Source organism: Nocardia sp. NPDC047648 (genome assembly GCF_040642815.1).
In the GTDB taxonomy this organism is placed as follows: Bacteria; Actinomycetota; Actinomycetes; order Mycobacteriales; family Mycobacteriaceae; genus Nocardia; species Nocardia gamkensis.
This window is the reverse complement of record NZ_JBEYSX010000021.1, coordinates 16765-41785: the sequence shown is the minus strand read 5'-3', so window position 1 is coordinate 41785 and position 25021 is coordinate 16765. Positions and strand designations below refer to the sequence as shown.

The window sequence follows — 25021 nt, the reverse complement described above, 5'->3', positions numbered from 1 at the left end:
AAGGGGATCTCCGGCACGGTGTGTCAGCCCAAGAGCTTCGTACGCAGTGCGTCGTCCTTTTCCAGCACCATCTGCTCGAGTCCGGCCTGGAACTGTTCCATGCGGGTGCGCAGGGCCGGGTCGTGGGCGGCGAGGATGCGGGTGGCGAGCAGGCCGGCGTTGCGGGCGCCGCCGATGGAGACGGTGGCGACGGGCACGCCCGCGGGCATCTGCACGATGGACAGCAGCGAGTCCATCCCGTCGAGGTACTTGAGCGGGACCGGCACGCCGATCACCGGCAGCGGCGTGGCGGAGGCGACCATACCGGGCAGGTGAGCCGCGCCGCCCGCGCCCGCGATGATGACCTTCAACCCTCGACCGGCGGCGTCACGCGCGTAGTCGAGCATGCGCTGTGGAGTGCGGTGCGCCGAGACGACGCCCACCTCGAAGCGGATCCCGAATTCCGCCAGCGCCTCCGCGGCGGCCTCCATCGTCGGCCAGTCGGAGTCGCTGCCCATGATCAGGCCGACGGCCGGGCCGATGGCCACTTGTTCACTCATGCGGATCCCATCCGTCGGTCCAGATCGCGTGCGACATCCAGTGCGCCGCCCGCTCGGCCTTCTCCCGAACCTCGGCAACGTCGTCGCCGAGGATGTTGACGTGCCCGATCTTGCGGTCGGGACGCTCGCCCTTCCCGTACAGGTGCACCTTCGCCTCCGGGAGCCGCGCGAACAGGTGGTGCAGCCGCTCGTCCATCGACATCTCCGGGGCCTGCGGCGCGCCGAGGATGTTGGCCATCACGGTCACCGGCGCCAGCGGCGCGGTGTCGCCCAGCGGGTAGTCGAGCACGGCGCGCAGATGCTGTTCGAACTGCCCGGTGCGGGCGCCGTCCATCCCCCAGTGCCCGGAGTTGTGCGGGCGCATGGCCAGCTCGTTCACCAGCAGGTCGCCGTCGGTGGTCTCGAACAGTTCCACCGCCATGACGCCGACCACGCCGAGTTCCTTCGCGAGGTTCAACGCCATCGTCTCCGCCGCGGCGGCCGTGTCCTCCGGCAGCTCGGGCGCGGGCGCGATGACGACCGCGCACTGACCCTTGCGCTGCACCGTCTCCACCACCGGCCAGGTCGCCGCCTGCCCGAACGGCGAACGGGCCACCATCGCCGACAGCTCGCGCTTCAGGGCGATCCTCGCCTCCGCCAGCAGCTGGACACCGTACGCGAGCTGGTCGGTGACGATCGCCGCGGCCTCGTCGGCGGACTCGGGCATCCACACACCGCGTCCGTCGTACCCGCCGCGCACCGCCTTCAGCACGATCCGCCAGCCGTGCTCGTCGCCGAAGCGCACCGCGTCGGCGACCGAGGTCACCGGCGTGAACGCGGGCACGGGCAGCCCGAGCCCACTCAGCTTGCTGCGCATCGCCAGCTTGTCCTGCGCGTAGACCAGCGCCTGCGGCGGCGGCTGCACGTTGACGCCCTCGGCGACCAGCGCCTCCAGGTGCTCGGTGGGCACGTGCTCGTGGTCGAAGGTCAGCGCGTGCGACCCGACCGCCGCCTTGCGCAGCGCGCCCAGGTCGGTGTGGCTGCCGAGCACCACCTCCGGGCTCACCTGGGCAGCCGGGTCCTCGGGGTTCTCCGCGAGTACGCGCAGCCGCTGGCCCAGCGCGATCGCCGCCTGATGCGTCATGCGCGCCAACTGTCCGCCACCGATCATGGTGACGGTGGGCATTGCCGATGGATCGAAGGAACGTGCGCTCACGTCGGACAATATTGTCATGGCCGGCTCGAATGGTCGGTACCGGTACACTCCGGTCTTGTGTCATTCGTCGAAGACGTGGTCAGCGTCCTTCCCAAGCCGCTGCAAGATATCGCGTACCGGCATCGGGAGTTGATCAAATTCGCGATCGTCGGGGCGACCACGTTCGTGATCGACAGCGGCATCTTCTACGGACTCAAGTGGACGGTACTCGCGGAGAAACCGGTCACGGCCAAGATCATTTCCGGCGTCATCGCCGTGATCGCGTCCTACATCCTGAACCGGGAATGGTCGTTCAAGAATCGCGGCGGGCGCGAACGCCATCACGAGGCGCTGCTGTTCTTCGCCGTCAGCGGCGTCGGCGTGGTCCTGGCCTTCACCCCGCTGTGGATCTCCAGCTACGTCTTCGACCTGCGCCAGCCCAACGTGAGCTTCACGGTCGAGAACATCGCCGACTTCATCAGCGCCTTCATCATCGGCAATCTGCTGCAGATGGCCTTCCGCTTCTGGTCGATGCGCCGCTGGGTCTTCCCGGACGAGATGAAAGAACTCGAAGCGGAGTTCGTCGACCTCGTGGAAGAGGAACTCGGCCGCGGCTGAGTCAGCGCGGCTCGGCCACCACCGCGTTCGCCGGACGGGCCTTCGAGGCCCCGAGGAACACCGCGAACAGCGCGGGCCTGCGCCGTTGCAATTCCAGGCGTCCGCCGTCCGCCTCGACCAACGCCCGCGCCAGCGCGAGGCCGACTCCGGTGGAACCGCCCGCGGAGAAGCCCCGGTCGAAGATGTGCGGCGCCAGCTCGTCACGAACGCCGTGCCCCTCGTCGGCCACCTCAACGCAGACCAGCGGCTCACGGCCGACCCCCGGCCGCACCGAGCGCACCGACACCGTGCAGGTCCCACCCCCGTGCATGAGCGCGTTGTCCACCAGTACCGCGACCGCCTCGCGCAGCCGCGAACCCGTGATCGGGGCGCGCAGCGATTCGTCGCCGGTGAGCGTCAGCGTCCGGCCCGTCTCGGTGAACGGGTGGGTCCATTCGGCCACCACACCGCGCAACTCGTCCATCACCGGCACCGGATCCCGATCGGCCGCGTCCTCGTCCCTGGAGGCGCGGACCAGATCGTCGATCGCGTCGGTGAGGCGGTCGACCTGCGCCATCGCCTCCTCGGCCTCGTGCACCACTTCCGGATCGGGATGCGCGGACAGCTCGTCGAGACGCAGCCGCACCGCGGTCAGCCTGCTGCGCAGCTGATGTGACACATCCGCCACCAGGGCGTGTTCGCGCTGGAGCCGTCCGGCGATCTCCACGGTCGCCGAGTCGAGCACGTCGGAGACGCGGTCCAGTTCCGCGATGCCGTGCCTGCGCGGATCGGGGCGGAAATCGCCCATCGCCAGCCGCGCCGCGCGCGCCGCGACGTCCCGCAGCGGATCGGCCACCCGCCGCGCGGTGACCACCGCGACCGAGACCGCCGCGCCGAGCGAGGCGAGCACCGCCAGCGCGACCACCGCGACCGCCTGGCGCTGCATGGCGTGCATCGGCGCCGAGGGCACCTCCAGGCGCAGCGACGCGGACTTGCCCGTGGACAGCGACTCGACCAGCGGGTCCGGCACCTGGGCCACCCCGACGTCTCGCCGGGAGGCGTTGTCCTGCTGCGACGGGTAGACGATGGTGAGCTTCCCGTTCTCCGGCACCAGCGGCGCCACCGACCGGATGTCCAGCTCGCCGGGCACCGTGCCGTCGCGCTCCTGCGCGATGATCTCCGCGGCGATCCGGTCCAGCCGGTTCTGCAGGTCGTTGCGCGTGATGTCCTCCACCCACAACCACGCCGTGTAGATCAGCGGCACGCCGAGCACCACCGTGGTGAGGGTCAGCACGGTGAGCATGGAACGCAGGATCCGGCGGCGCACGTCAGTCGGTGTTCAGCCGGAAGCCGACCCCGCGCACGGTGACGATGCGCCGTTCGGCCATGGGGCCCTCGTCGCCGATCTTGCGGCGCAACCAGGACATGTGCATGTCCAACGTCTTGGAACCGCGCAGCTCCGCGTCGCCCCACACCTCGCGCAGGATGGTCTCGCGCGCCACCACCTGACCCGCCCGATCGATCAGCACCTTGAGCAACTCGTATTCCTTATTGGCCAAACCGATTTCGACTCCGTTGACCAGCACGCGCCGCGCCGCGGGCTCCAGGCGGATCCCCCCGACCTCGACCGTGTCGTCACCGATTCCGCTGCGCCGCAACAACGCTCGCACGCGCGCCAGCAGCTCGGCGAGGCGGAACGGCTTGCCGACGTAGTCGTCGGCGCCCGCGTCCAGCCCCACCACGAAATCCACCTCGTCGGTGCGCGCGGTGAGCATCAGCACGGCCAGATCCGCGCCGCGAGCGCGCACCTGACGGCATACCTCCAGCCCGTCCATGCCGGGCAGGCCGAGATCGAGGATGAGCAGGTCATGGCCGCCTTCCAGGGCTCGTTGCAGCACGGCCGGGCCGAAACTCTCGACGGTCACCGTGTAGCCCTCGCGGCCGAGCGCGCGGGACAGCGGGGCCGCGATGGCGTCGTCGTCCTCGGCCAGCAGTACAGCGGTCATACGCCCAGGTTACGGGCTCACCGGTAGCTGCGACGGTCGTCGCGGCGCTCGTCGCGGCCGTCGCGATGGCGTTCGACCTCGAACACCTGGTGGTAGAGCAGCGCGTGTACCTGCTGGACCGACGGGATGTCGTCGTATTCCAGCGGCTCCGAGGAGGACGACTCGATGATCAGCGTCCCGGTGCCGAGCAGCCGATCGAAGAGTCCGTGCCGGAACTGCACGCTGGAGATCCGGCTCATCGGGATGTCGATGCCGCTGTGGGTGAGCACGCCCTGACGTACCAGCACCCGCCGATCGGTGATGATGAAATGCGTCGACTTCCATCGGATAACCGGTGCGGCACAACGCCATAGCAGGATGACCAGATACACCACGAGCACCGTGACGAGCAGCGCCGAGGCGGTGGTGCCCGTGGCCTTCTGCGAGACGAGTCCCCCTGCGAAACCGGCGAGCGCGGTGGCCACGATGAGCGTCACGATCGGCCAGAAGAGCATTTTCCAATGCGGGTGGCGATGCAGCAGCAGCTGTTCCTCGGGCGCCAGCACATCCTCCGGATAACCCATGTCAGGAACACTACCGCCTGAAGATGCCGGAACGGCTGACACCGCAGCGCGTCATGCTGCACAATCGGCACCCTGCGTGTGACTATTCCGCGCAGTGGCTCTCTGTATCGCGCAACGCCCGGCTCACCATCATCGTCGATTCCGACCGTGGAGGAACGCGTGACCAAAGACCTGACCCCGCTGCAAATCCTGGCCGAACTCGAGCCCGTCGCCGAAGAGAATGTGGATCGGCACCTGTCCATGGCGAAAGACTGGAACCCGCACGATTACGTGCCGTGGAGCCAGGGCCGCAATTTCGCCGCACTGGGCGGCGTCGACTGGGAGCCGGAGCAATCGCACCTCAGCGAGGTCGCCCGGGTCGCCATGATCACCAATCTGCTCACCGAGGACAATTTGCCCTCCTATCACCGGGAGATCGCGCAGAACTTCTCCGAGGACGGTCCGTGGGGCACCTGGGTCGACCGGTGGACCGCCGAGGAGAATCGCCACGGCATCGCCATGCGGGACTACTTGGTCGTCACCCGCGCCGTCGACCCGGTCGCCCTGGAACAGGCGCGGATGATCCACATGAGCAACGGCGTCCAGTCCCCGGAGGGGTGGGGCGGATTCCTGGCGAGCGTCGCGTACGTCACCTTCCAGGAGCTGGCCACCCGTGTGTCTCACCGCAATACGGGCAAGGCGTGCAACGACCCCGTGGCCGACCGCCTGCTCCAGCGCATCTCCGCCGACGAGAACCTGCACATGATCTTCTATCGCTCGGTGTGCGGCGCCGCGCTCGACCTGGTCCCCGACCAAGCGCTGCCCGCGATCGCCAGGATCGTGCGGAATTTCCTGATGCCCGGCGCCGGGATGCCGAATTTCCGCCGCTACGGCGTGCTGATGGCCAAGCACGGCATCTACGATCTGCGCCAGCATCTGGAGGAGGTGCTCCAGCCGGTGCTCAAGCAGTGGAACGTCTTCGAACGCTCCGATTACGGGCCGCGCGGCGAGCAGGCGCGCGATGAACTGGGCGCGTTCCTGGAGAAGCTGGGCAAGGACGTGATCAAGTTCGAGGAGCAGCGCGATCGCGCCCTCGCCCGGGATGCCTCGCGCGGCGTCGCTCAGCGCGTCTGAGGCACGCCGCCGCGCGTTGCCGGCGGCGCGGCGCCCGCCACGCCGCCGGGCGCTCCGGCGCTCAGTACTGGGCGCGCAGATGCGTGACGTCGCCGGCGGATACCGCTTGCCCGCCGATGAGCAGGCGGCCGTACTCGTCGACGCCCTCGGCGACGCCGGTCAGCGTCCGGTCCCCGGGCAGCTCGGCACGGACCTCGGCGCCGATCGTGGCGCACCGCTCGCGATAAGCGGCGGCCAGTTCGTCGATCGCCCAGTCCGCGTCGCGCCACGCGGTGAAGCGGCGGGCGAACTCGGTCAGCAGGGATCGCACGAGCACCGTGCGATCGGTCTGCCGCGCGCCGGCGATGGTGAGCGAGGTGGCGTGCGGCACCGGCAGTTCCTCTTCGGTCAGGCTCACGTTGAGTCCGAGCCCGATCACCACGGCAGGCGCGCCGCCCTCCACGCTCGCCGCCACCTCGGCCAGGATGCCCGCCACCTTGCGGCTCCCGATCAGCACGTCGTTGGGCCATTTGAGGTCCGCGGGCACGCCCGCCGCGGTCCGCAGCGCGTCGACCACGGCCACGCCGGTCAGCAGTGCCAGCCAGGCGAGGGAGGCCGGGCCGATCCCGGGCAACCGCACAAGCAGCGACATCGCCAGCTGCGCCCGCGGCGGGCTGACCCAGGTGCGCGCGTGCCTACCGCGACCCTGCACCTGGGTCTCCGCCAGCAGAACCACGCGGTCGGCGGCCGGATCTGCCGCCAGCGCGATCAGATCCGCGTTCGTGGACCCGGTCGACTCGACCACATCGATCCGCGTGAAGAACGACAGCTCGGGCGACTCGACGGCACTGCGCCGCAACTGCTCTGCATCCAACGGTGGCCTCTGCACACCGGCAGGCTACTCGTCGTGCCGGGCGCTACCCGACCAGGTCGTACGAGGAGACGATCGGGTCGCGCGCCGCCGCGCCCATCCCGTCGCCGTCCTCCCGCTCGCCTTCGGCCGCCTCGGCCCACACCTCGGGCTCGCCGTACTTCGGCGCCTCCTCGGCGGTCCGTGTCCACGCCGTCTCGGCCGCGTACTCCGCGCGAGCTCTACCCCATTCCCACATGACGCGCTCCTCCCCCGCTCGGAAATCCGTCGCCCTCAGGCTAGGTGGGCAGGGCCGGTCGGCGATACTCATTTTCCGCCTTCCGGACTCGGCTACCGACCAGGAAGTTTGCCTGGGAAAATTGATCTAGCTGCGGTTTTCTACTCGCCGGTAGCCCGGTCTTGGTTAGAAAGTAAACGCTGGTACTGGTTACACTCCGATGCCATGACGAGTGTCCAGCAGCAGCCCGCATCAGGTCCGGCGGGCTCCCCCGATATCCACACCACCGCCGGGAAGCTGGCTGACCTGCGGAATCGGCTGGAAGAGGCCAAGCACCCGATGGGCGAGGCCGCGGTCGACAAGGTGCACGCGAAGGGCAAGATGACCGCCCGCGAGCGCATCCTCGCACTGCTGGACGAAGGGTCCTTCGTCGAACTCGACGCCCTGGCCCGCCACCGCAGCGTCAACTTCGGCCTGGAGAACAACCGCCCGCTCGGCGACGGCGTGGTGACCGGTTACGGCACCATCGACGGACGCGACGTCTGCATCTTCAGCCAGGACGTCACGGTGTTCGGCGGCAGCCTCGGCGAGGTCTACGGCGAGAAGATCGTCAAGGTGATGGATCTGGCGCTGAAGACCGGCCGCCCGCTGATCGGCATCAACGAGGGCGCGGGCGCCCGCATCCAGGAGGGCGTGGTCTCGCTCGGTCTCTACGGCGAGATCTTCCACCGCAACATCCAGGCCTCCGGCGTGATCCCGCAGATCTCGCTGATCATGGGCCCGGCCGCCGGTGGTCACGTGTACTCCCCCGCGCTGACCGACTTCGTCGTCATGGTCGACGGCACCAGCCAGATGTTCGTCACCGGCCCGGACGTCATCAAGACGGTCACCGGTGAGGACGTCACCATGGAGGACCTGGGCGGCGCGCACACGCACATGACCAAGTCCGGTGTGGCGCACTACGTCGCCTCCGGCGAGCAGGACGCCCTGGACTACGTCAAGGACCTGCTGTCCTACCTGCCGAGCAACAACCGCGCCGAGGCGCCGCGCTTCCCGGCCACCGACCCGATCGACGGCGCGATCGAGGACTCGCTCACCGACGAGGACCTCGAGCTGGACACGATCATCCCGGACTCGCCGAACCAGCCCTACGACATGCACGAGGTGATCCGGCGTCTGCTCGACGACGACGAGTTCCTCGAGGTGCAGGCCGAGCGCGCGATGAACATCATCGTCGGCTTCGGCCGGGTCGACGGCCGCAGCGTGGGCATCGTGGCCAACCAGCCCACCCAGTTCGCGGGCTGCCTGGACATCGACGCCTCGGAGAAGGCCGCGCGCTTCGTGCGCACTTGCGACGCGTTCAACATCCCGATCATCACCCTGGTCGACGTGCCCGGCTTCCTGCCCGGTACCGGACAGGAATACAACGGCATCATCCGGCGCGGCGCGAAGCTGCTCTACGCCTACGGTGAGGCCACTGTGGGCAAAATCACCATCATCACCCGCAAGGCCTACGGCGGCGCCTACGACGTCATGGGTTCCAAGCACATGGGCGCCGATGTGAACCTCGCCTGGCCGACCGCTCAGATCGCCGTCATGGGCGCTTCCGGCGCCGTCGGGTTCGTCTACCGCAAGCAGCTGCAGCAGGCCGCCAAAGAGGGCGGAGACGTCGATGCGCTGCGGCTCGAGCTCCAGAACGAGTACGAGGACACGCTCGTGAACCCGTACGTCGCCGCCGAGCGCGGATACGTGGACGCGGTCATCCCGCCCTCGCACACCCGCGGCCAAATCGTGTCCGCGCTGCGACTGCTCGAACGCAAGATGGTGACCCTTCCGCCGAAGAAACACGGCAACATCCCGCTGTGATCGAGCGATACGCTCGATAGGCCGCGCACAAAGGGTGGCATCGGCCTCGGTAACACTTACTCTGGCGGGTACCGGCTTGTTGCAGAGACGCAATGAGTGCATCCGAGGACGAATGCTTCATCCGTAGCTAGTCGGAAAACGGGAATAGCCTGATCAGTCCGCTGATAGAGGCGAAGAGAGGACCTGGCACTGTGACGACCGTGGCAGAAGAAGATGTGTTGAGCGCCGTCGAACTGGATCTCACAGTCGACCCGATCGCAGACGAGACCGGTGCCTCCACCGGCTCCGACGCGGCAGCGCTATCCGCCGAGGCCACCGCTGAGCCGTTCTTCCGTGTCGTGAAGGGCTCGCCGAGCGACGAAGAACTCGCCGCGCTGGTGTGCGTGCTGTCCGCCGTGGCGAACAGCGCCGCGCCCACCGGCCCCGCCGGGCCGCCCGATATGTGGGGCCACCCGACGCTGATGCATCGCGGCTCTTCGCCGTTCTCCCCGTACGCCTTCCCGCAGCTGTCCCACTTGCGCGGGTGACGCGGCTGATCCTGGCTTCCGCGTCCCCGGCCCGCCGGGAGGTTCTCCGCTCGGCGGGCATCGACCCGATCGTCCGTGTCTCCGCCGTGGACGAGGACGCGGTCGCCGCCGCCCTTCCCGAGGACACGCCACCACGCGCGGTCGTGGTGGAACTGGCGCGCGCCAAAGCGGCCGCCGTGGCCGCGGACATTCCGGAGCTGGCCGCCGACTGCGTTGTGGTGGCCTGCGATTCGATGCTGCTCGTCGACGGCGAATTGCAGGGCAAGCCGCACACCGCTGAGGTCGCTCGCGCGCGGTGGGGCGACATGGCCGGGCGCAGCGCGGATCTGGTCACCGGTCACTGCGTGATGCGGATGCGGGATGGGCGGATCACCGCCGAGGCGGTCGATTGCAGCAGCACCACCGTGCACTTCGCCAAGCCGGAGCCGGACGAGCTGGACGCCTACATCGCGACCGGCGAGCCGCTCGAGGTGGCGGGCGCGTTCACCCTCGACGGGCTGGGCGGCTGGTTCGTCGATCGCATCGACGGCGACCCGTCCAGCGTCATCGGCATCGGGCTACCACTGCTGCGCCGACTGCTTGGCGATGTTGGGATCAGCGTTACGCAGCTGTGGGGCCACACGGCCTGACGGTGCGGTGAACGCCTCGGCGTCCCCGCCCGGGGACACCGGCGCCGCGTCCTGGGCCTCGGCGCGCTGTGCCGCGATGAGTTCGAGCCGGGCCACGCACAGCTCCGGTTCGACGAACGGGTGCATCCGCACGTCGATCGTCCCGTGCGCGCCGCCCCGGTCGATCACCTCTTCGAGCAGGCCGAGGTGTACGCCGCACACCACCTCGGAGTGCGTCCGCGCCAGTTCACGCAGCGGGCAGGCCGTCAGACGGATCAGCACCTTGCCCTCGGTCTCCGAAGACGGGTCGCGTTCGGGCGCGAAGCCCAGTTCCGACATCAACGTCATCGTGAGGTCCTTGGCGTCCTCCAGCGACTCCACCCGGTGGTCACCCACGTCGAGTCTGCTGCCCCAGGCGTGGCCCGCCGCGATCGCGGCCTCGGATCTGCGCCGCGCGTCCGGGCCGAGCTGATCGGCGAGCACCTGCGCCAGGTCCTGATAACCCACCGATCGCTGCACCGCGCTGTATCCGATGCGCGGCCGCCCACGGCCGCGCGGCGGCTGCTGGAACTGCCGGACGAGGGATTCCCTGGTGAGCACATCGAGATGGAAGCGAACCGTGGTGACGTGCTGTCCGGTGATTCTGGCCAGTTCCTGGGCGTCGAGAGGCTCGCTGGCGCCACGTAGGATCGCGAGCAGTCGCCGCCGCGGCCAAGAATCGGACATAGCTCACCCCTCCTCCCGGGAGACTTTATCGGATGTAGGTGCCCTTTATTCGGCCCTCATCCGATTTGTGATCTGAAACGAGAGTCACTGTCGCCTCACCCCTACCATCGCTGTGAGGCCTCGAACCGCTGTCACCACCGTCCACCCATGCGTGAAGGAACCGAACACCGTGCCCGTCGCTCCGGACCCTCATCCCTCACTCGGTTCCTACGCACACCCTCACCGACTAGTAACCACGGAGTGGCTGTCGGCAAACATAGGCGCGCGGGGACTCGAGATCATCGAGGCCAACGAGGACACGCTGCTGTACGACATCGGGCACGTTCCGGGCGCCACCAAACTGGATTGGCGAAGCGATCTGAACGATCCGGTCACGCGCGACTATATCGACGGAACCCGCTTCACCGAACTCATGCGCGCCAAAGGGATAGATCGTGACGACACTGTCGTGATCTACGGGGATCGCGGAAACATCCAAGCGGCGCACACGGCGTGGGTATTCACCCTGTTCGGGCACGAGGACGTGCGGCTGCTCGACGGCGGACGCGCGGCCTGGATCTCCGAGGGGCGCGACACGACGTTCGAACCCGGCCGTCCGGTGCGCAGCGCTTACCCGGCTGTGCGCCGGGACGACAGCACCTTCCGTGCCTTCCGCGAGGACGTGCTCACCCACCTGGGCAAACCGGTGATCGACGTACGCTCGGCCGAGGAATACTCGGGCACGCGCGTGCTCGACGACCCGGCCACGGCCCAGGACGCGGCGTTGCGCGGCGGCCACATTCCCAGCGCGTCGAACATCCCCTGGACCGAGACGTTGGCCGCCGACGGGAGATTCCGCGCGCGCGCCGAACTCGACGACGTCTACCGCGCGTCGGCCGGCCAGGACGAGGTGATCGTCTACAGTCGAGTCGGCGCGCGATCCAGCCACAGCTGGTTCGTCCTGACCTACCTGCTCGGGCGCGACGGCGTACGCAACTACGACGGCTCATGGACCGAGTGGGGAAACTCGGTGCGGATGCCGATCGCCAAGGGGGACGAACCGGGCGAAGTGCCAGCACGCGGCGGTTCTCGGCGCACCAGGAGCAGGTGAGTCGGGTGCGGTCCCAAACGCGGACCGCGTACGTTGTGATCCGCGACCTACTGTTGAGTAGGGCTAGCCGAGTTCGGCGTCTGTTGGCAGACTGCCTACACTCGCCCGAGACGTAAACAAGTCGATTATGGGAGCGGAGGCTGCACAGCGACCCCACCCCCGGCGAAGCGACCAGAAGAATGCACACAGGAGGCTCAGTGCCCAGCCATGCCAGCGCGCGGATCACAAAGGTACTCGTAGCTAACCGAGGCGAGATCGCCGTGCGCGTGATCCGGGCGGCCAAGGACGCCGGCATCGGCAGCGTCGCGGTCTACGCAGAGCCGGACGCGGACGCCCCGTTCGTCAAGCTCGCCGACGAGGCCTTCGCCCTGGGCGGGCAGACCTCGGCCGAGTCATACCTCGTGTTCGACAAGATCCTCGACGCCGCAGCCAAGTCCGGCGCCGACGCCATCCACCCCGGTTACGGCTTCCTGTCGGAGAACGCCGACTTCGCCCAGGCCGTCATCGACGCCGGGCTGATCTGGATCGGCCCCTCCCCCCAATCCATCCGCGACCTCGGCGACAAGGTCACCGCGCGGCACATCGCCGAGCGCGCGAAGGCGCCGATGGCCGCGGGCACCAAGGACCCGGTCAAGGACGCGACCGAGGTCGTCGAATTCGCGAAGAAGTACGGTGTGCCGGTCGCCATCAAGGCGGCCTTCGGTGGCGGTGGCCGCGGCATGAAGGTCGCGCACTCCATCGAGGAGATCCCGGAGCTGTACGACTCGGCCGTCCGCGAGGCCACCGCCGCCTTCGGCCGCGGCGAGTGCTTCGTCGAGCAGTACCTGGACAAGGCCCGCCACGTCGAGGCGCAGGTCATCGCCGACAAGCACGGCAACATCATCGTCGCGGGCACCCGCGACTGCTCGTTGCAGCGGCGCTTCCAGAAGCTCGTCGAGGAGGCCCCCGCGCCGTTCCTGTCCGACGAGGTGCGCGCGAAGATCCACGCCTCCGCCAAGGCCATCTGCAAGGAAGCCGGCTACTACGGCGCGGGCACCGTCGAGTACCTGGTGCAGGGCGAGACCGTCTCCTTCCTCGAGGTGAACACCCGGCTGCAGGTCGAGCACCCGGTCACCGAGGAGACCGCGGGCATCGACCTGGTGCGCCAGCAGTTCCGCATCGCCAACGGCGAGAAGCTGGAGATCACCGAGGACCCGACGCCGCGCGGCCACTCCTTCGAGTTCCGCATCAACGGCGAGGACGCGGGCCGCGGCTTCCTGCCCGCTCCCGGCCCGGTCACCGTGTACTCCGAGCCCACCGGCCCCGGTGTGCGCGTGGACTCCGGCGTGGTGGCCGGCAGCGTGATCGGCGGGCAGTTCGACTCGATGCTGGCCAAGCTGATCGTCACCGGCGAGAACCGCACGCAGGCACTGGAGCGCGCGCGCCGCGCGCTGGCCGAGTTCGAGGTCGACGGCCTGGCCACGGTCATCCCGTTCCACCGGGCGATCGTCGAGGACCCGGCGTTCATCGGTGACGGCGAGAAGTTCGACGTCTACACCAAGTGGATCGAAAACGAGTGGGTCAACACCGTCGAGCCGTTCACCGGTGCGGGCGCCCCGGCCGACGAGGACGAGGATGCGCCGCGGCAGAAGGTCGTCGTCGAGGTCGGCGGACGCCGGGTCGAGGTGTCGCTGCCGGGTAACTTCACCGTCGGCGCCGGTGCGGCCGGTGCTGCGGGCAACGGTGCCGGCGTGATCCGCAAGAAGCCCAAGCCGCGCAAGCGTGGCGGCGCGGGCGGCGGCGCGGCCTCCGGTGACGCGGTCACCGCTCCGATGCAGGGCACCGTCGTCAAGGTCGCGGTGGAAGAGGGCCAGTCGGTCGAGGCGGGCGACCTGATCGTGGTGCTCGAGGCCATGAAGATGGAGAACCCGGTCAACGCGCACAAGGCGGGTGTGGTCACCGGTCTGTCCGTCGAGACGGGCGCGGCGATCACGCAGGGCACGGTTCTCGCAGAGATCAAGTAGCAACGTCACGGAGCGGGCGCTGGACCACGAGGTCCGCGCCCGCTTCGCTGTTCACGCGGCGGTCCCTCCGCCGTCACGCGAGCTGCCTCCGCTGGACCCGAAACGCACACCGACGTGTCGTATCGTGTTGCGGTGACCAGCTCGACAAGCCTCTCCCCCGTCGCGGAGGTGATCCGCGCGCGGCGCGCCACGGCCGGCCGCGCCGACGGTCACCGCCTGGTGCTGGTGGTAGAGGGCGGCGGCAGCCGGGGCGTGTACTCCAGCGGCATGGTGTCGGCGCTCGAGGAACTCGGGCTCGCAGGGGTATTCGACGCCGTATACGGCACGTCGGCGGGCGCGATCAACGGCGCCTGGCTGCTGTGCGGGCGCGCGATCCCCGGCATGCGCTCCTGGACCGATCCGGAGATCATGCGCCGCGCCGTCGACCCGGCCCGGCTCCTGCGTGGACGTCCGGCGTTCGATCTGCGGTATCTCGTGCACCAGGTGTACGACGGCGTCGAACCGATGGATTTCGACGCGATCCTGGCCAACTCCACGACCTTCCATCCGATCGCCACCGATATCCGGACCGGGCAGGCGGTCGATCTGCATCCACACATCACCGACAAGCGGACGCTCATGCGTGCGCTGCGCGCGTCGGCGGGCCTGCCCATCCTGGCCGGGCCCCCGGTCGCCCTGGGCAGTTCGGCCTACTTCGACGGCGGCCTCTCGGAGACCGTGCCGATTCGCACCGCGGTCCGCGCGGGCGCCACCCATGCCTTGGTCCTGCGCACCCGGAGAGTGGACGAACGGCGACCGCCCGCCTCGCGCCTGCACCAGATCATCGGCGGCGGCTATCTGCGCGCCGTGGCCCCCGGCGCGTACCGGGCCTGGCTCGAACGCCCGCGGCAACAAGACCTGGAGGACCGAGCCCTCGCCGAACTCGGCGACTCCGTGCTCCAGATCCACCCGCCCGTCGGCTCTCCGGACGTGGACAGCGCCGCCCGCGACACCGCACTGCTCGCCAGGGCCCTGCAAATCGGCCGCACAGCCGTGCTCGGCGCGCTCTCCGCCGTCATCCCAGCCGCCTGACCGACTTCGGCCCGCTGCCGCCCCGGCGGGCGCACAAACCATCCGGGATCGGTGATTCACCGCGGGTCAGCTCAACGGCGCGGCGCGGTGGTGACGCGCTGAGGGCGGGCGGGTCGTGGATGTCTTCTCGATGCGGCTGCGCGGAGGCGTTCAGGCGATGTGGACTCGCACGCCGCCGGAGAGGACGAAGTCGTGCAGTTCCAAGTGGTCGGGGGTCGCCGTCCGGGGCAGGTCGAATACGAGTTGGGTGGTGGCGGACTGCCCGGGGCGCAGCTCGAAGGAGTAGCCGAGGCGCTGTTGGGTGTTCTGCCACATGGTGGCGGTGGCGTTGTGGTCGAAGGGCGTGTTCTGCGCGTCCAGCAGGCGTTGGCCCATCGGCAGGAACCACTTCGTCTCGTCGGAGATATTCCGCACGGCCAGCGTGACGATCAGGAACGAGCCCGTGGCCCGCTGCAATCCGACTCGTGCCACACCCGTGTCGACGTTGGTCACGACGAACTCGAATTTGCCGTCGCGCACGGGACTGCCCGCCGGTGCCACGGCGGCCGGATCGGACCCGCGGTCGTCCCCGGGTGGCCCGGGGTTCTCCACCGCCACCGCCGAGGGCGGCAAGGTGGGCGCGGGCGCGCCGGAATCACCGGCCCTGGTTCCCGCGGCGATCAACGCGACACAGCCCGCCGCGAACGCGAACGGGGCGAGGAATACCACGATCAGCGCGCCGATCATCTTCGAAAGAAGACTCCGGCGACGACGCGGCCGACGACGCGGGACCGGGACGCCCGGGCGACGCTGCGCGACCGGCGGGCCCGGGCGCTGCACCGCTGGGAAGACCTTTCGCGCAGGCGCACGATACGGCGACGCGACCGGGCCGGGCTTCGAGGGCAGCACGCGAGCGAGCAACCGTTCCTGCCAACCCGGCTGTGCGCCCCGGGCAGGGCCGGCGGGATACGATCCGCGCCCGGGGGCTGGATACGGCTGTCCTGCAACGGGATTATCGGCGGATACGGGCGGACGCTGCGCACCGGCGTATCCGCGCAACGACGAGCCCTGAGTCGGAACATGCGGAACCGGTCCAGGATCGGGCGCGACTGTCGACCAGTCGAGCTTGGTGGCCACAAGGGTCGGTGCAGGGCCCGGGTTCGGCAGGACTTCGGTCGGGACAGGCGTTCGCCGTGGCCGCTCGGGGTCCACGGATTCCGATGCGGCTGCGGCCGCTTTCGAGTCCGTTCGCGGCGAAAGCGCAGCTGGACCAGCGACTCCGGAGCGGTGTGAAGATCCCGGGGCCGGTACGGAATCCGAACGGGTCGGCGGCTTCGTCGCCGGGCGATCCGATCCGGACGGTGGCACGGCTACCGGCTCCGGAGCGGACGCGCCGATCGCGGCTCGCGCGGCAGCGGCGAATTCTCCTGCGGTCGGGAATCTTTCGCTCGGTTCCTTGGCCAGACCGCGAGCGATGACGGCGTCCAACGCGGCGGGGACGGCGGCGCACATCGAACCGGCGCGTGGGGGCGGCGCCATCAGGTGGGCGTGCATCTGCTGCGCGGGATCGGTATCGCCGTAGAGCCGCGCACCGGTGAGGCATTCGTAGAGCACGCAGGCCAGCGAGTAGACATCAGCGCGTCCGTCCGTCTTTCCGCTGAACCGCTCCGGGGCCATGTACGCGAGGGTGCCGATCGCCATGCCGGTGGCGGTCACGGCCGTCTGTCCGAGTCCGTGCGCGATGCCGAAGTCGATCAGATAGGTGAAGCCACTGGGATGCACGACGATGTTCGACGGTTTGACGTCGCGGTGCACCAGCCCGGCCCGGTGCGCCACATCGAGCGCGGCGGCGACGTGGCCGATGACGCCGATCGCGACGGCCGGTGGCATCGGGCCCTCGGCCACCAGCTTGCCTGCCAGGTCGGCGCCCTCGACGAATTGCATGTCGATGTAGAGCCGGCCGTCGATCTCGCCGAATCGGTGGATCCGCGGCACGTGCGGGTCGTGCAACCGCGCCACGGCTTCGGCTTCCCGCTCGAACCGCTTACGGTATCCGGGCGCGGCCGCGAGGTCGGCGGGCAGGAGTTTCAACGCCACCCGTCGTGCCGCCACCATGTCGTACGCCAGCCAGACCTGCCCCATGCCGCCCTTGCCGAGCGGTCGCTCCAGCCGGTAACCCCCGAATCGCACCTCCCCCATCGCGAACCTCCAGTCACCGTTGACAGCTGGTCGACCCGGCCTCCACCTGCGGCGCGGACAACGGAAATCAGCAGCTCACCGCGCCGATACCGAAGAAGTGGCCTCTTTCGGAGCGTAACCGCCCCCTGCGTCACGCACCACTGTGTGCTCGACGACAATCCGGCAACGGCCCGCCTACTTGCCCGGCTTGGCCTTGGGCTTGCCGTTGCCGTTGCCGTTGCCCGGATTCGCGTGACCGGGCTTGCCCCGGCCGGGCTTGTCGTCCGAGGCGGGCTGTCCGGGCTGGTTCGAGTCGTCGACATTTTCCGCGGCGACACCGCCCGCGGCAGGCGCTGCCGGAAGCCAGCTCGACCCGCCCCCCGCCAACGGAGTGCAGGTCAGCACGAGGCCGTCAACGGTGACGCTGTGCACGTCCACCACCGGGTCGCACGGCTGACCCGCGCCGGGCAGGACCAGGATGGGCGCCGAAATGGGCACCGGCGCCCGCGTGGCCGGTACATGCGACGGCGGCGCGGACGCTTCCTGCTTCGGAGACGGGGCGGGAGCGGAGGCCGGTCCCGCGTCGGCCGCGTCCGGGCCCCCGAGCCACAGCGACCCGGCGACCAGCGCGACGAGCGCCGCGAAAGCCATCAGCGCCAGACGCGATCCGGAAGACGTTCGCGCTCCGGGCGTGGCGCCGGTCCGGACGACCCCACGCGGCGGCGGGAGCACGAAGGTCGGCACCGACGACGCGAGCTCGACCGTGGTGGCGTCCTGGCCCGTCAGGGCCGCGTACGCGGCCGAGGCCAGTTCACCGGCGCTGGACCAGCGCAGGGCGGGGTCTTTCGCCATGCCGCGTGCGATCACCGCGTCCAGTGCGGGCGGCAAGGCCGGATTCAGCGCGGAGGCGAGCGGAGGGGTTTGCATCAAGTGGGCGCGCAACATGCGCGGCGGGTCGCCGTCGTCGAACGGCCTTCGCCCGGTGAGGCACTCGTACAGCACGCAGGCCAGCGAATATTGATCGGACTGGGGTACCGCCGACCCGTCGAACCGCTCCGGCGCCATGTAGGCCAGCGTGCCCACCACGTTGCCGGTGGCGGTGATCGCGGGCTGGTCGCTGCGCTGCGCGGTGCCGAAGTCGATCAGGTAGGCGGTGCCGTCGGGCGTCACCATGATGTTGGACGGCTTCACGTCGCGGTGCACCAGGCCCGCACGATGGGCGATGTCGAGCGCGCCGGCCGTCTGCACGACGATATCGATCGCGCGTTCGGGTTCCAGCCGCCCCGCCCGCCGCAGTAGCGCGGCCACGTCGGAGCCTTCGATGAACTCCATATCGATGTACAGGCGGCCGTCGAGTTCGCCGAATGAATGGATCGGCACCAGGTGCGGCCCGCGCACTTGGGCGGCGAGCCGAGCCTCCCTGGTGAATCGCTGCCGGAATTTGGGGTCCGCCGCGTACGCGGTGGTCAGTACCTTCAACGCGACGGCACGGTCGGCGGTGGTGTCGTGCGCGAGCCAGACCTCGCCCATGCCGCCGCTGCCTAGCAGCCGATCGAGGCGGTAGTGGCCGAACCACAGCTCGCCCATGTCGTAGCACCTCCCGCTAGCCTCTTCCTCATGACCGAGCTACCCGAAATCAGCCTGAATACCGCGAAACGCGCGAAAACGGCGGCGCGGTCATCCGATCATGTCGCAGCGAGGCCGGTCGGCGTCGCGGAATTCGGCGGAGTGGTGACGGACGCGCTGGTCGCCGCGGCGGGCTACGGGCGCGGCGCGAGGGGCGAACGCTGATGGAGCCGATCGAGATCAACGCGGGCGCCTGGTATCTGCGCGCTTTGCGCGCCGACGACCGCATCGATGACCGCCCTGCCCTGGCCGAGGGCGGCATCACCGAACCGGACTATGTGGCCCGGCGCAGTGCGGGCTGGGCGGAGGAGACGCATTTCTCCTGGGCGGTCTGCGAACCGACCACGGCCGAGTTGGTCGCGGAGATCGGCGTGACGCCGACGAGTGAGGGCACCGCGGCGGTGACGGGGTGGGCACGCCGGGGCTACGAAGCGGCCCTGGATGCCGGGCTGACGTCCGTCCGCCGTTTCGTCGAGGGGGGTTTGGGCCTGCGTCCGGTCACCCCCTGACCACTCGACGACCGATGTGCTCGGGCCAGGTCAGCGCATCATGCCGGGGTGCCCGTCGGGTAACGGCCGGATGCTGAGCTCGTGCGGACCTTACGCGCCAGAGGATTCCGGGTGATCCGACAGCACCGGAACGGAGACGACGAGTGGGGCGCGCACCACCGGTACATCCGCTGTCGGTTCGAGGGTCGCACCTTCTCGGAGTGTGGTGACGACTTGGATGCGAGCCCGAGAGGTGGATCCGGGATTCCGGCGCAGGTGCACCGGAATACCCGGAGCCTCCCGTTCGCGGGCTATTCCAGACCGGCCAGGACCCGGTCCAGGGCGTCGACGGCCTCGTCCAACTCGGCGCCGGTGACCGTCAACGGAGGACGGAACCGGATGCCCCGCTCGCCGGTTCCGAGGATCAGCACCCGCTCCCGCTCGCGCAACGCGGTGAGCACCTCGTCGCGCAGCCGGGACGACGAGAGCGTGATCGCGCACATCAGGCCGCGCCCGCGCGGTTCGCTGACATCGGGGTGCCGGGCGGCGAGCGCGCCCAGCCGTTCGAGCAGGTGCGCCCCCAGCGGCCGGGAGCGTTCGATCAGTTCGTCCCGCTCGAGCACCTCCAGGACGCGCCTGCTGCGCACCATGTCGGCGAGGTTGCCGCCCCAGGTCGAGTTGAGCCGGGAGCTGACCGCGAACACGTTGTCGGGCACCTCGTCCACGCGGCCACCCGCCATGACGCCGCACACCTGGGTCCGCTTGCCGAAAGCGACCACGTCCGGCGCCAGGCCGAGTTGCTGGTAGGCCCAAGCCGTTCCGGTCATGCCGACGCCGGTCTGCACCTCGTCCAACACGAACAGCGCGTCGTGCTCGTGACACAGCTGCTGCACGGCTTGCAGGAACTGCGCGCGCAGATGCCGGTCGCCGCCCTCGCCCTGGATCGGCTCGGCGATGAAACACGCTATGTCGTGCGGGTTTTCCTCGAATGCCCGACGCGCCTGCGCGAGCGCGCACGCCTCGGCCTCCTCGATGTCGAAGGCGTCGGTGACGTAAGGGGACTTGATGCGCGGCCAGTCGAACTTCGGAAAGCGCGCGGTCTTCACCGGATCGGTGTTGGTGAGCGACATGGTGTACCCGCTGCGGCCGTGGAACGCGCCGGTCAGGTGCAGCACCTTGGTGCCGAGTTCCGGTGCGCGGCCCTGGGATTCGTTGTGCCTGCTCTTCCAGTCGAACGCGATCTTGAGGGCGTTCTCCACGGCGAGGGCGCCGCCGTCGATGAAGAACAGGTGCGGTAGCCGCGGATCGCCGAGCACCCGCACGAACGTCTCGACGAAGCGGGCCATCTCGACGGTGTAGATGTCGGAGTTGCTCGGTTTGTTCACCGCCGCGGCGGTGAGTTCGGCCAGGAACCGCGGGTCCTCTGCGAGGGCGGGGTGGTTCATGCCCAGCGCGTTGGAGGCGAAGAAACCGAACATGTCGAGGTAGGGGCTGCCGTCGCGTTCGTCGACGAGGCGGCAGCCACGGGAACGGTTGAGGTCGAGCACCAGGTCGAAGCCGTCGGCCAGGATGCTCGCCGACAAGATCTCATGGACCCGGGCGGCGGGGGTGACCGCCGGGCGGGTGCGTTCCAGTTCGATGGTCACGCCCTGAGGGTACGTAAAAATTTACGGAACCTCTATGACTATCCGTATTAATTACACAGAATCGCTACCTGTCATAGAATGTCTGCAAGATGATGGTGCTCCGGGTGCGCACGTTGGCGGTGGCTCTGATCTCTTGGAGCAACTGCTCGAGGTGCCGCGGAGACGCCACACGCACCAGCAGGATGTAGCTTTCCTCCCCGGCCACCGAGTGGCACGCCTCGATGCCGGGGATGTGCTGCAACACCGCGGGCGCGTCATCGGGTTGCGACGGATCGAGAGGAGTGATCGCGACGAATGCCGACAGCAGTTGACCGAGTGCTTCGGGATCGACGTGTGCGGTATACCCGCGGATCACACCGCGCGCCTCTAATCGGCGGACCCGGGACTGCACCGCGGACACCGACAAACTCGCCTTCTCGGCCAGGTTGGACAGAGTCGCCCGTCCGTCGGCCATCAGTTCACGAATCAGCAGGCGATCGATGTCATCGAGTACGGGTCTTGCCGGTGTATCCGCCATCAGCGAAGGCTAACTCAGGCGGCCCGCCTCGTGTCCGAAACCTGACCTCCATCCTCCCACTCCATGGGACGAACACGCCGCGACGCGGCCGAAAGGTACGGCGGTACAACAGATGACCGAGGTACTCGACGCTCAGACCACCCGCCGGCTCGCCGTCCGCGCGGAGGCGGTGCTGCGCCGATTCGGTGCGCTGCCAGCGGAACCCGGCGATCTCCCCGCGCGCACTCCGATCACCGGAGGACAGCTGACCTCCCTGCGGTCCAGCTCGCCGGACGAGGTCGATGCCGCCATCGGCCGCGCCGCTACCGCCTTCCGGGGCTGGCGCGGCGTTCCCGCTCCCGTCCGGGCCGGTGTCGTGCGCAGGCTGGGGCAGCTGCTCACCACACACAAGAGCGACCTGGCCGAGCTGGTGACGCTGGAGGCGGGCAAGATCCCCGCCGAGGCGGCGGGCGAAGTGCAGGAGATGATCGACATCTGCGAATTCGCCGTCGGCCTGTCCCGGCAGCTGTACGGCCACACCATGCCCTCGGAACGTCCCGGTCACCGGTTGATGGAGACCTGGCATCCGCTCGGCGTGGTCGGGGTGATCTCGGCGTTCAACTTCCCGGTGGCGGTCTGGGCGTGGAACACGGCCATCGCGCTGGTCTGCGGCGATACCGTGGTCTGGAAACCGTCGGAGACGACGCCGCTGACGGCGCTGGCCTGTCACGCCCTGCTCCGGCGCGCGACCGGCGAGGTCGGCGCGGATCCCGAGATCCATCAACTGATCCAGGGCGGGAGCGAGGCGGGCTCCCGGCTCGTCGACGACAGCCGGGTCGCGCTGGTGAGCGCCACCGGGTCGGTGCGGATGGGCCGGTTGGTGGCCCCGCGGGTGGCCGAGCGGCTCGGGCGCTGCCTGCTGGAACTGGGCGGCAACAACGGCGCGATCGTCACCGCGTCCGCCGATCTCGACCTCGCGGCGCGGGCCATCGTGTTCGCGGCGGCGGGCACGGCCGGGCAGCGGTGCACCACGCTGCGGCGGCTGATCGTGCACCGGGACGTGGCGGGCCCGCTGCTGGACCGGCTGGAGCGGGCGTATCGGCAACTGCCCGTCGGCAACCCCTTCGACGACGGGGTGCTGGTCGGGCCGCTGATCGACGGCAAGGCCCACACCGGAATGCGCGCGGCGCTGGACAAGGCGGTGACCGACGGCGGCGAGCTGGTGTGCGGCGGCGAACGCGTCGATGGATTCGGCGAGGACGCCTACTACGTGCGGCCCGCCATCGTGCGCATGCCCGCCCAGACCGCGGTGGTGCGGGAGGAGACCTTCGCACCCATCCTCTACGTACTCACCTACGACGACTTCGATCGCGCGATCGCCCTGCACAACGAAGTGCCGCAGGGTCTTTCGTCCGCGATCTTCACCACCGACCAGCGCGAGGCCGAACGTTTCCTCGCCGCCGACGGATCCGACTGCGGCATCGCGAATGTCAACATCGGCACCTCCGGCGCGGAGATCGGCGGCGCCTTCGGTGGTGAGAAGCAGACCGGCGGCGGACGCGAATCCGGTTCGGACGCCTGGAAGGCCTACATGCGCCGAGCCACCAACACCGTCAACTACTCCACCGAACTGCCCCTCGCCCAGGGCATCGAGTTCGGCTGAACCACTCGCCGCACCCGCTCCCACCAGGCGATTGGGTTGTTCGCACCACCCTGTGTAGTGTTGTCCTTACCCGACGCGGGGTGGAGCAGCTCGGTAGCTCGCTGGGCTCATAACCCAGAGGTCGCAGGTTCAAATCCTGTCCCCGCTACTACAGGCCCGGCTCGGACGGTTCACACCGCCTGAGCCGGGTTTTTTCTTGCGGTAGCTGTTCGATGGCCGAATCTGGTCCCAGCGCCGCGCGCAGCGGCATGTATTCGCGCGAGTGGGCCTCTACGCCGATATTCTTCGATCTCGTCTTTCCGATCACCAGGTGATTCGTTCCGTCGAGAGTTCCACCAACGCCGTCGCGGTCCGCGACGCCCGTGGTCTGCCACGAACGCGAAGGAGAGCTGTGCAGCGCAGAGCGATGCTCAAGGGGTGTGCGGCGGCGATCGCCGTGCCGATGTTCGCCACCGGCTGCGATGTGCTGGACGGCAGCGCGAAAGCGGTGGACGAGTTGGCCTTCGATCCCGGCGCGTTCACGGTGGAGACGAAGACCGTCGCCACCTTCGAGCGCGACAAGAAGGTCATTTACCAGTTCTACGAGAGCGTTGTGTACGTGGCGAAGCCGGTGGACAAGACCCACCAGAGCTTGAGCGTCAGCGTGCCCGTCGAGATCGACGGCGCGAGCGTCGACGCGAGCAAGGCTCCCATCCTCTTCACCAACTCCGTCGCGGGATACCTCGCGTCGGCGGTGACCAGCCGCGAACCGGACGACGGCGATCGGACCAGGAAGCGACCTCGCGCTGGCGGCGGGCTATGTCGTCGTGGAACCCGGTGTGCGCGGCCGTGACCTGGTGGCCCCGGATGGCACGTACTTCGGCGTGGCGCCCGGCGCGATCGTGGATCTGAAGGCCGCGGTCCGGTACCTACGGCACAACTCCGGCCGCGTGCCGGGAGACACCGACCGGATCGTGGCCACGGGGGTCAGCGCGGGAGGCGCGCTGTCCGCGCTGCTCGCGGTGTCCGGGGACAGCCGGATGTACGACCGGTATCTCGCCGAACTCGGCGCGGCGGAGGCGAGTGATGTCGTCTTCGCCGCCGCCCCTTACTGCCCGGTCACCGATCTCGAACACGCGGACATGGCCTACGAGTGGAATTGGGGCGCCAATCCCCTGCGTTCCGGCGAACTGGATGCCGCGGCCTCGCGAGAACTGAGCACGGCGTTCCCTGACTACCAGGCGTCGCTGGCACTGCACGGCAGGAACGGATTCGGACCCCTCACGGCCGGCAATTACGGCGACTACCTGGTGCGCACCTACCTCGAACCGGCGGCGACCGCGTACCTGACCGCGCTGTCGTACGCCGACCGCTCCAGCTACCTGGCGACAAACCCCTGGATCACGTGGTCGGGCGATCGCGCCGGATTCACCTGGCCGGGCTTCCTCTCGCACGTCGGCGCACGGCAGAAGGGCGTGCCCGCGTTCGACGCCTTCGACCTGTCCTCGCCCGAGAACAACGAGTTCGGCGCGGGAACCGTCAAGGCCAGGCACTTCACCCCGTTCGGCCTGCGGCGGGCGACCGGTGACCCCGGCGCGCAACTCGACACCGACCTGCCCGAGAAAATCAGCATGATGAACCCTATGTTCTTTCTCCGGCAGCGGAATTCCGGCCGGGCGAAGCACTGGCGGATCCGCGTCGGCACCAAGGACACCGATACGTCGCTGGCGATCGTCGGCAATCTCGCCGCGAGCCTGGAGAACCTGGGCGACGAGGTCGACGCCGCGATGTACTGGGACGCCGGGCACGGCAGCAACGAAGACCCGGAGGATTTCATCGCGTGGATCGGCAAGGTGACCGGCTACGCCGGGTGAGGCGGCACACCGAGGCAGCGCCGTGTGCCCCGGCACCGGTGACCGCGGCAGCGAAGTCTGCGGCCGATGATCAGCGGACGTCCGTTGCCGCGGCTTACGGCACCGAGCCACCGGAATTCCCCGGCGACTGTGGCAGGAATCG

At 69.1% G+C, this 25021-nt stretch carries 25 protein-coding genes and 1 tRNA gene; 14 read left to right on the top strand and 12 right to left on the bottom strand.

What is annotated here, in order from left to right; all coding sequences use genetic code 11:
- Positions 1–23 precede the first annotated feature (23 nt).
- Positions 24–539 (bottom strand): 5-(carboxyamino)imidazole ribonucleotide mutase, encoded by a 516-nt coding sequence (purE, locus tag ABZ803_RS31895; protein WP_357045044.1) that lies wholly within the window; start codon positions 537–539, stop codon positions 24–26.
- A complete protein-coding gene (locus ABZ803_RS31890; protein ID WP_357045171.1) occupies positions 532–1704 on the bottom strand; it encodes a 5-(carboxyamino)imidazole ribonucleotide synthase in 1173 nt (390 codons plus the stop codon). Before ABZ803_RS31890 ends, purE begins: the two co-directional genes overlap by 8 nt.
- An 87-nt stretch (positions 1705–1791) precedes the next feature.
- Here ABZ803_RS31890 and ABZ803_RS31885 point away from each other — a divergent pair, with 87 nt between their 5' ends.
- Positions 1792–2331: a GtrA family protein gene (locus ABZ803_RS31885; RefSeq protein WP_040865084.1), complete on the top strand. Its 540-nt coding sequence runs from the start codon at positions 1792–1794 to the stop codon at positions 2329–2331.
- Position 2332: 1 nt separating this feature from the next.
- Here the strand turns inward: ABZ803_RS31885 and ABZ803_RS31880 are convergent, their stop codons facing one another.
- From ABZ803_RS31880 to ABZ803_RS31870, 3 genes are read right to left on the bottom strand one after another with little or no spacing between them, the layout of a single operon-like run.
- Positions 2333–3637, bottom strand: coding sequence for a HAMP domain-containing sensor histidine kinase (locus tag ABZ803_RS31880; RefSeq protein WP_357045042.1), 1305 nt, complete (start codon positions 3635–3637; stop codon positions 2333–2335).
- Between the two features lies 1 nt (position 3638).
- Positions 3639–4316, bottom strand: a complete 678-nt coding sequence (locus ABZ803_RS31875; RefSeq protein WP_357045040.1) for a response regulator transcription factor — start codon at positions 4314–4316, stop codon at positions 3639–3641.
- A 17-nt stretch (positions 4317–4333) separates the two neighbouring features.
- Positions 4334–4879, bottom strand: coding sequence for a PH domain-containing protein (locus ABZ803_RS31870; protein ID WP_357045038.1), 546 nt, complete (start codon positions 4877–4879; stop codon positions 4334–4336).
- Between the two features lie 159 nt (positions 4880–5038).
- Here ABZ803_RS31870 and ABZ803_RS31865 point away from each other — a divergent pair, with 159 nt between their 5' ends.
- A complete protein-coding gene (locus tag ABZ803_RS31865) occupies positions 5039–5992 on the top strand; it encodes an acyl-ACP desaturase (RefSeq protein WP_357045036.1) in 954 nt (317 codons plus the stop codon).
- Positions 5993–6053: 61 nt separating this feature from the next.
- Here the strand turns inward: ABZ803_RS31865 and ABZ803_RS31860 are convergent, their stop codons facing one another.
- Both ABZ803_RS31860 and ABZ803_RS31855 read right to left on the bottom strand, forming a co-directional pair.
- Positions 6054–6860 (bottom strand): biotin--[acetyl-CoA-carboxylase] ligase, encoded by an 807-nt coding sequence (locus tag ABZ803_RS31860; protein WP_357045034.1) that lies wholly within the window; start codon positions 6858–6860, stop codon positions 6054–6056.
- A gap of 28 nt (positions 6861–6888) precedes the next feature.
- Positions 6889–7080: a hypothetical protein gene (locus tag ABZ803_RS31855; RefSeq protein WP_357045032.1), complete on the bottom strand. Its 192-nt coding sequence runs from the start codon at positions 7078–7080 to the stop codon at positions 6889–6891.
- Positions 7081–7284: 204 nt separating this feature from the next.
- On the opposite strand from ABZ803_RS31855, the gene ABZ803_RS31850 reads away from it, so the two are divergent.
- The 3 genes from ABZ803_RS31850 to ABZ803_RS31840 all read left to right on the top strand — a co-directional run bounded on the left by ABZ803_RS31850 (position 7285) and on the right by ABZ803_RS31840 (position 10081).
- Entirely contained in the window at positions 7285–8925 is a 1641-nt protein-coding gene (locus ABZ803_RS31850; RefSeq protein ID WP_357045030.1) for an acyl-CoA carboxylase subunit beta, read from the top strand.
- 191 nt (positions 8926–9116) lie between these two features.
- Positions 9117–9452 carry an acyl-CoA carboxylase subunit epsilon gene (locus ABZ803_RS31845; RefSeq protein WP_062971085.1) on the top strand — a complete coding sequence of 112 codons (336 nt, stop codon included), beginning with the start codon at positions 9117–9119 and terminating at the stop codon, positions 9450–9452.
- Complete coding sequence (locus ABZ803_RS31840; protein ID WP_357045028.1) at positions 9449–10081, top strand: Maf family nucleotide pyrophosphatase; 633 nt, start codon at positions 9449–9451, stop codon at positions 10079–10081. Before ABZ803_RS31845 ends, ABZ803_RS31840 begins: the two co-directional genes overlap by 4 nt.
- Here ABZ803_RS31840 and ABZ803_RS31835 read toward each other — a convergent pair.
- A complete protein-coding gene (locus ABZ803_RS31835) occupies positions 10010–10786 on the bottom strand; it encodes a transcriptional regulator (RefSeq protein WP_357045026.1) in 777 nt (258 codons plus the stop codon). The genes ABZ803_RS31840 and ABZ803_RS31835 overlap by 72 nt on opposite strands.
- Positions 10787–10955: 169 nt before the next feature.
- Between ABZ803_RS31835 and ABZ803_RS31830 the strand changes: the two genes are divergently transcribed.
- The 3 genes from ABZ803_RS31830 (at position 10956) to ABZ803_RS31820 (ending at position 14950) form a co-directional block, all read left to right on the top strand.
- Positions 10956–11876 carry a sulfurtransferase gene (locus ABZ803_RS31830; RefSeq protein WP_357045024.1) on the top strand — a complete coding sequence of 307 codons (921 nt, stop codon included), beginning with the start codon at positions 10956–10958 and terminating at the stop codon, positions 11874–11876.
- Between the two features lie 197 nt (positions 11877–12073).
- On the top strand, positions 12074–13879 hold the full coding sequence (locus ABZ803_RS31825) for an acetyl/propionyl/methylcrotonyl-CoA carboxylase subunit alpha (protein ID WP_357045022.1): 1806 nt from the start codon (positions 12074–12076) through the stop codon (positions 13877–13879).
- A gap of 132 nt (positions 13880–14011) precedes the next feature.
- Positions 14012–14950, top strand: coding sequence for a patatin family protein (locus ABZ803_RS31820; protein WP_357045021.1), 939 nt, complete (start codon positions 14012–14014; stop codon positions 14948–14950).
- 150 nt (positions 14951–15100) lie between these two features.
- On the opposite strand, the gene ABZ803_RS31815 is transcribed toward ABZ803_RS31820, so the two are convergent.
- Together ABZ803_RS31815 and ABZ803_RS31810 are read right to left on the bottom strand one after the other, a co-directional pair.
- Complete coding sequence (locus tag ABZ803_RS31815) at positions 15101–17128, bottom strand: protein kinase (protein WP_357045019.1); 2028 nt, start codon at positions 17126–17128, stop codon at positions 15101–15103.
- A 174-nt stretch (positions 17129–17302) separates the two neighbouring features.
- Positions 17303–18694: a protein kinase gene (locus tag ABZ803_RS31810; RefSeq protein WP_357045017.1), complete on the bottom strand. Its 1392-nt coding sequence runs from the start codon at positions 18692–18694 to the stop codon at positions 17303–17305.
- A gap of 30 nt (positions 18695–18724) precedes the next feature.
- Here ABZ803_RS31810 and ABZ803_RS31805 point away from each other — a divergent pair, with 30 nt between their 5' ends.
- Positions 18725–18898 carry a hypothetical protein gene (locus ABZ803_RS31805; protein ID WP_357045015.1) on the top strand — a complete coding sequence of 58 codons (174 nt, stop codon included), beginning with the start codon at positions 18725–18727 and terminating at the stop codon, positions 18896–18898.
- A complete protein-coding gene (locus ABZ803_RS31800; protein WP_357045013.1) occupies positions 18898–19242 on the top strand; it encodes a hypothetical protein in 345 nt (114 codons plus the stop codon). Before ABZ803_RS31805 ends, ABZ803_RS31800 begins: the two co-directional genes overlap by 1 nt.
- Positions 19243–19532: 290 nt before the next feature.
- On the opposite strand, the gene lat is transcribed toward ABZ803_RS31800, so the two are convergent.
- Both lat and ABZ803_RS31790 read right to left on the bottom strand, forming a co-directional pair.
- The gene (gene lat / locus ABZ803_RS31795; RefSeq protein ID WP_357045011.1) at positions 19533–20867 is read right to left on the bottom strand and encodes an L-lysine 6-transaminase; all 1335 of its coding nucleotides are present in this window, start codon (positions 20865–20867) and stop codon (positions 19533–19535) included.
- Positions 20868–20931: 64 nt separating this feature from the next.
- Positions 20932–21384: an Lrp/AsnC family transcriptional regulator gene (locus tag ABZ803_RS31790; protein WP_039796222.1), complete on the bottom strand. Its 453-nt coding sequence runs from the start codon at positions 21382–21384 to the stop codon at positions 20932–20934.
- 112 nt (positions 21385–21496) lie between these two features.
- Here ABZ803_RS31790 and ABZ803_RS31785 point away from each other — a divergent pair, with 112 nt between their 5' ends.
- The 4 genes from ABZ803_RS31785 to ABZ803_RS31770 all read left to right on the top strand — a co-directional run bounded on the left by ABZ803_RS31785 (position 21497) and on the right by ABZ803_RS31770 (position 24879).
- Complete coding sequence (locus ABZ803_RS31785) at positions 21497–23026, top strand: aldehyde dehydrogenase family protein (protein ID WP_357045009.1); 1530 nt, start codon at positions 21497–21499, stop codon at positions 23024–23026.
- Positions 23027–23100: 74 nt separating this feature from the next.
- Positions 23101–23174, top strand: a tRNA-Met gene (locus ABZ803_RS31780).
- Positions 23175–23336: 162 nt separating this feature from the next.
- Entirely contained in the window at positions 23337–23858 is a 522-nt protein-coding gene (locus tag ABZ803_RS31775; protein ID WP_357045007.1) for a hypothetical protein, read from the top strand.
- Entirely contained in the window at positions 23845–24879 is a 1035-nt protein-coding gene (locus ABZ803_RS31770) for a subtype B tannase (protein ID WP_357045005.1), read from the top strand. The genes ABZ803_RS31775 and ABZ803_RS31770 overlap by 14 nt, the downstream gene beginning before the upstream one ends.
- Positions 24880–25021 lie beyond the last annotated feature (142 nt).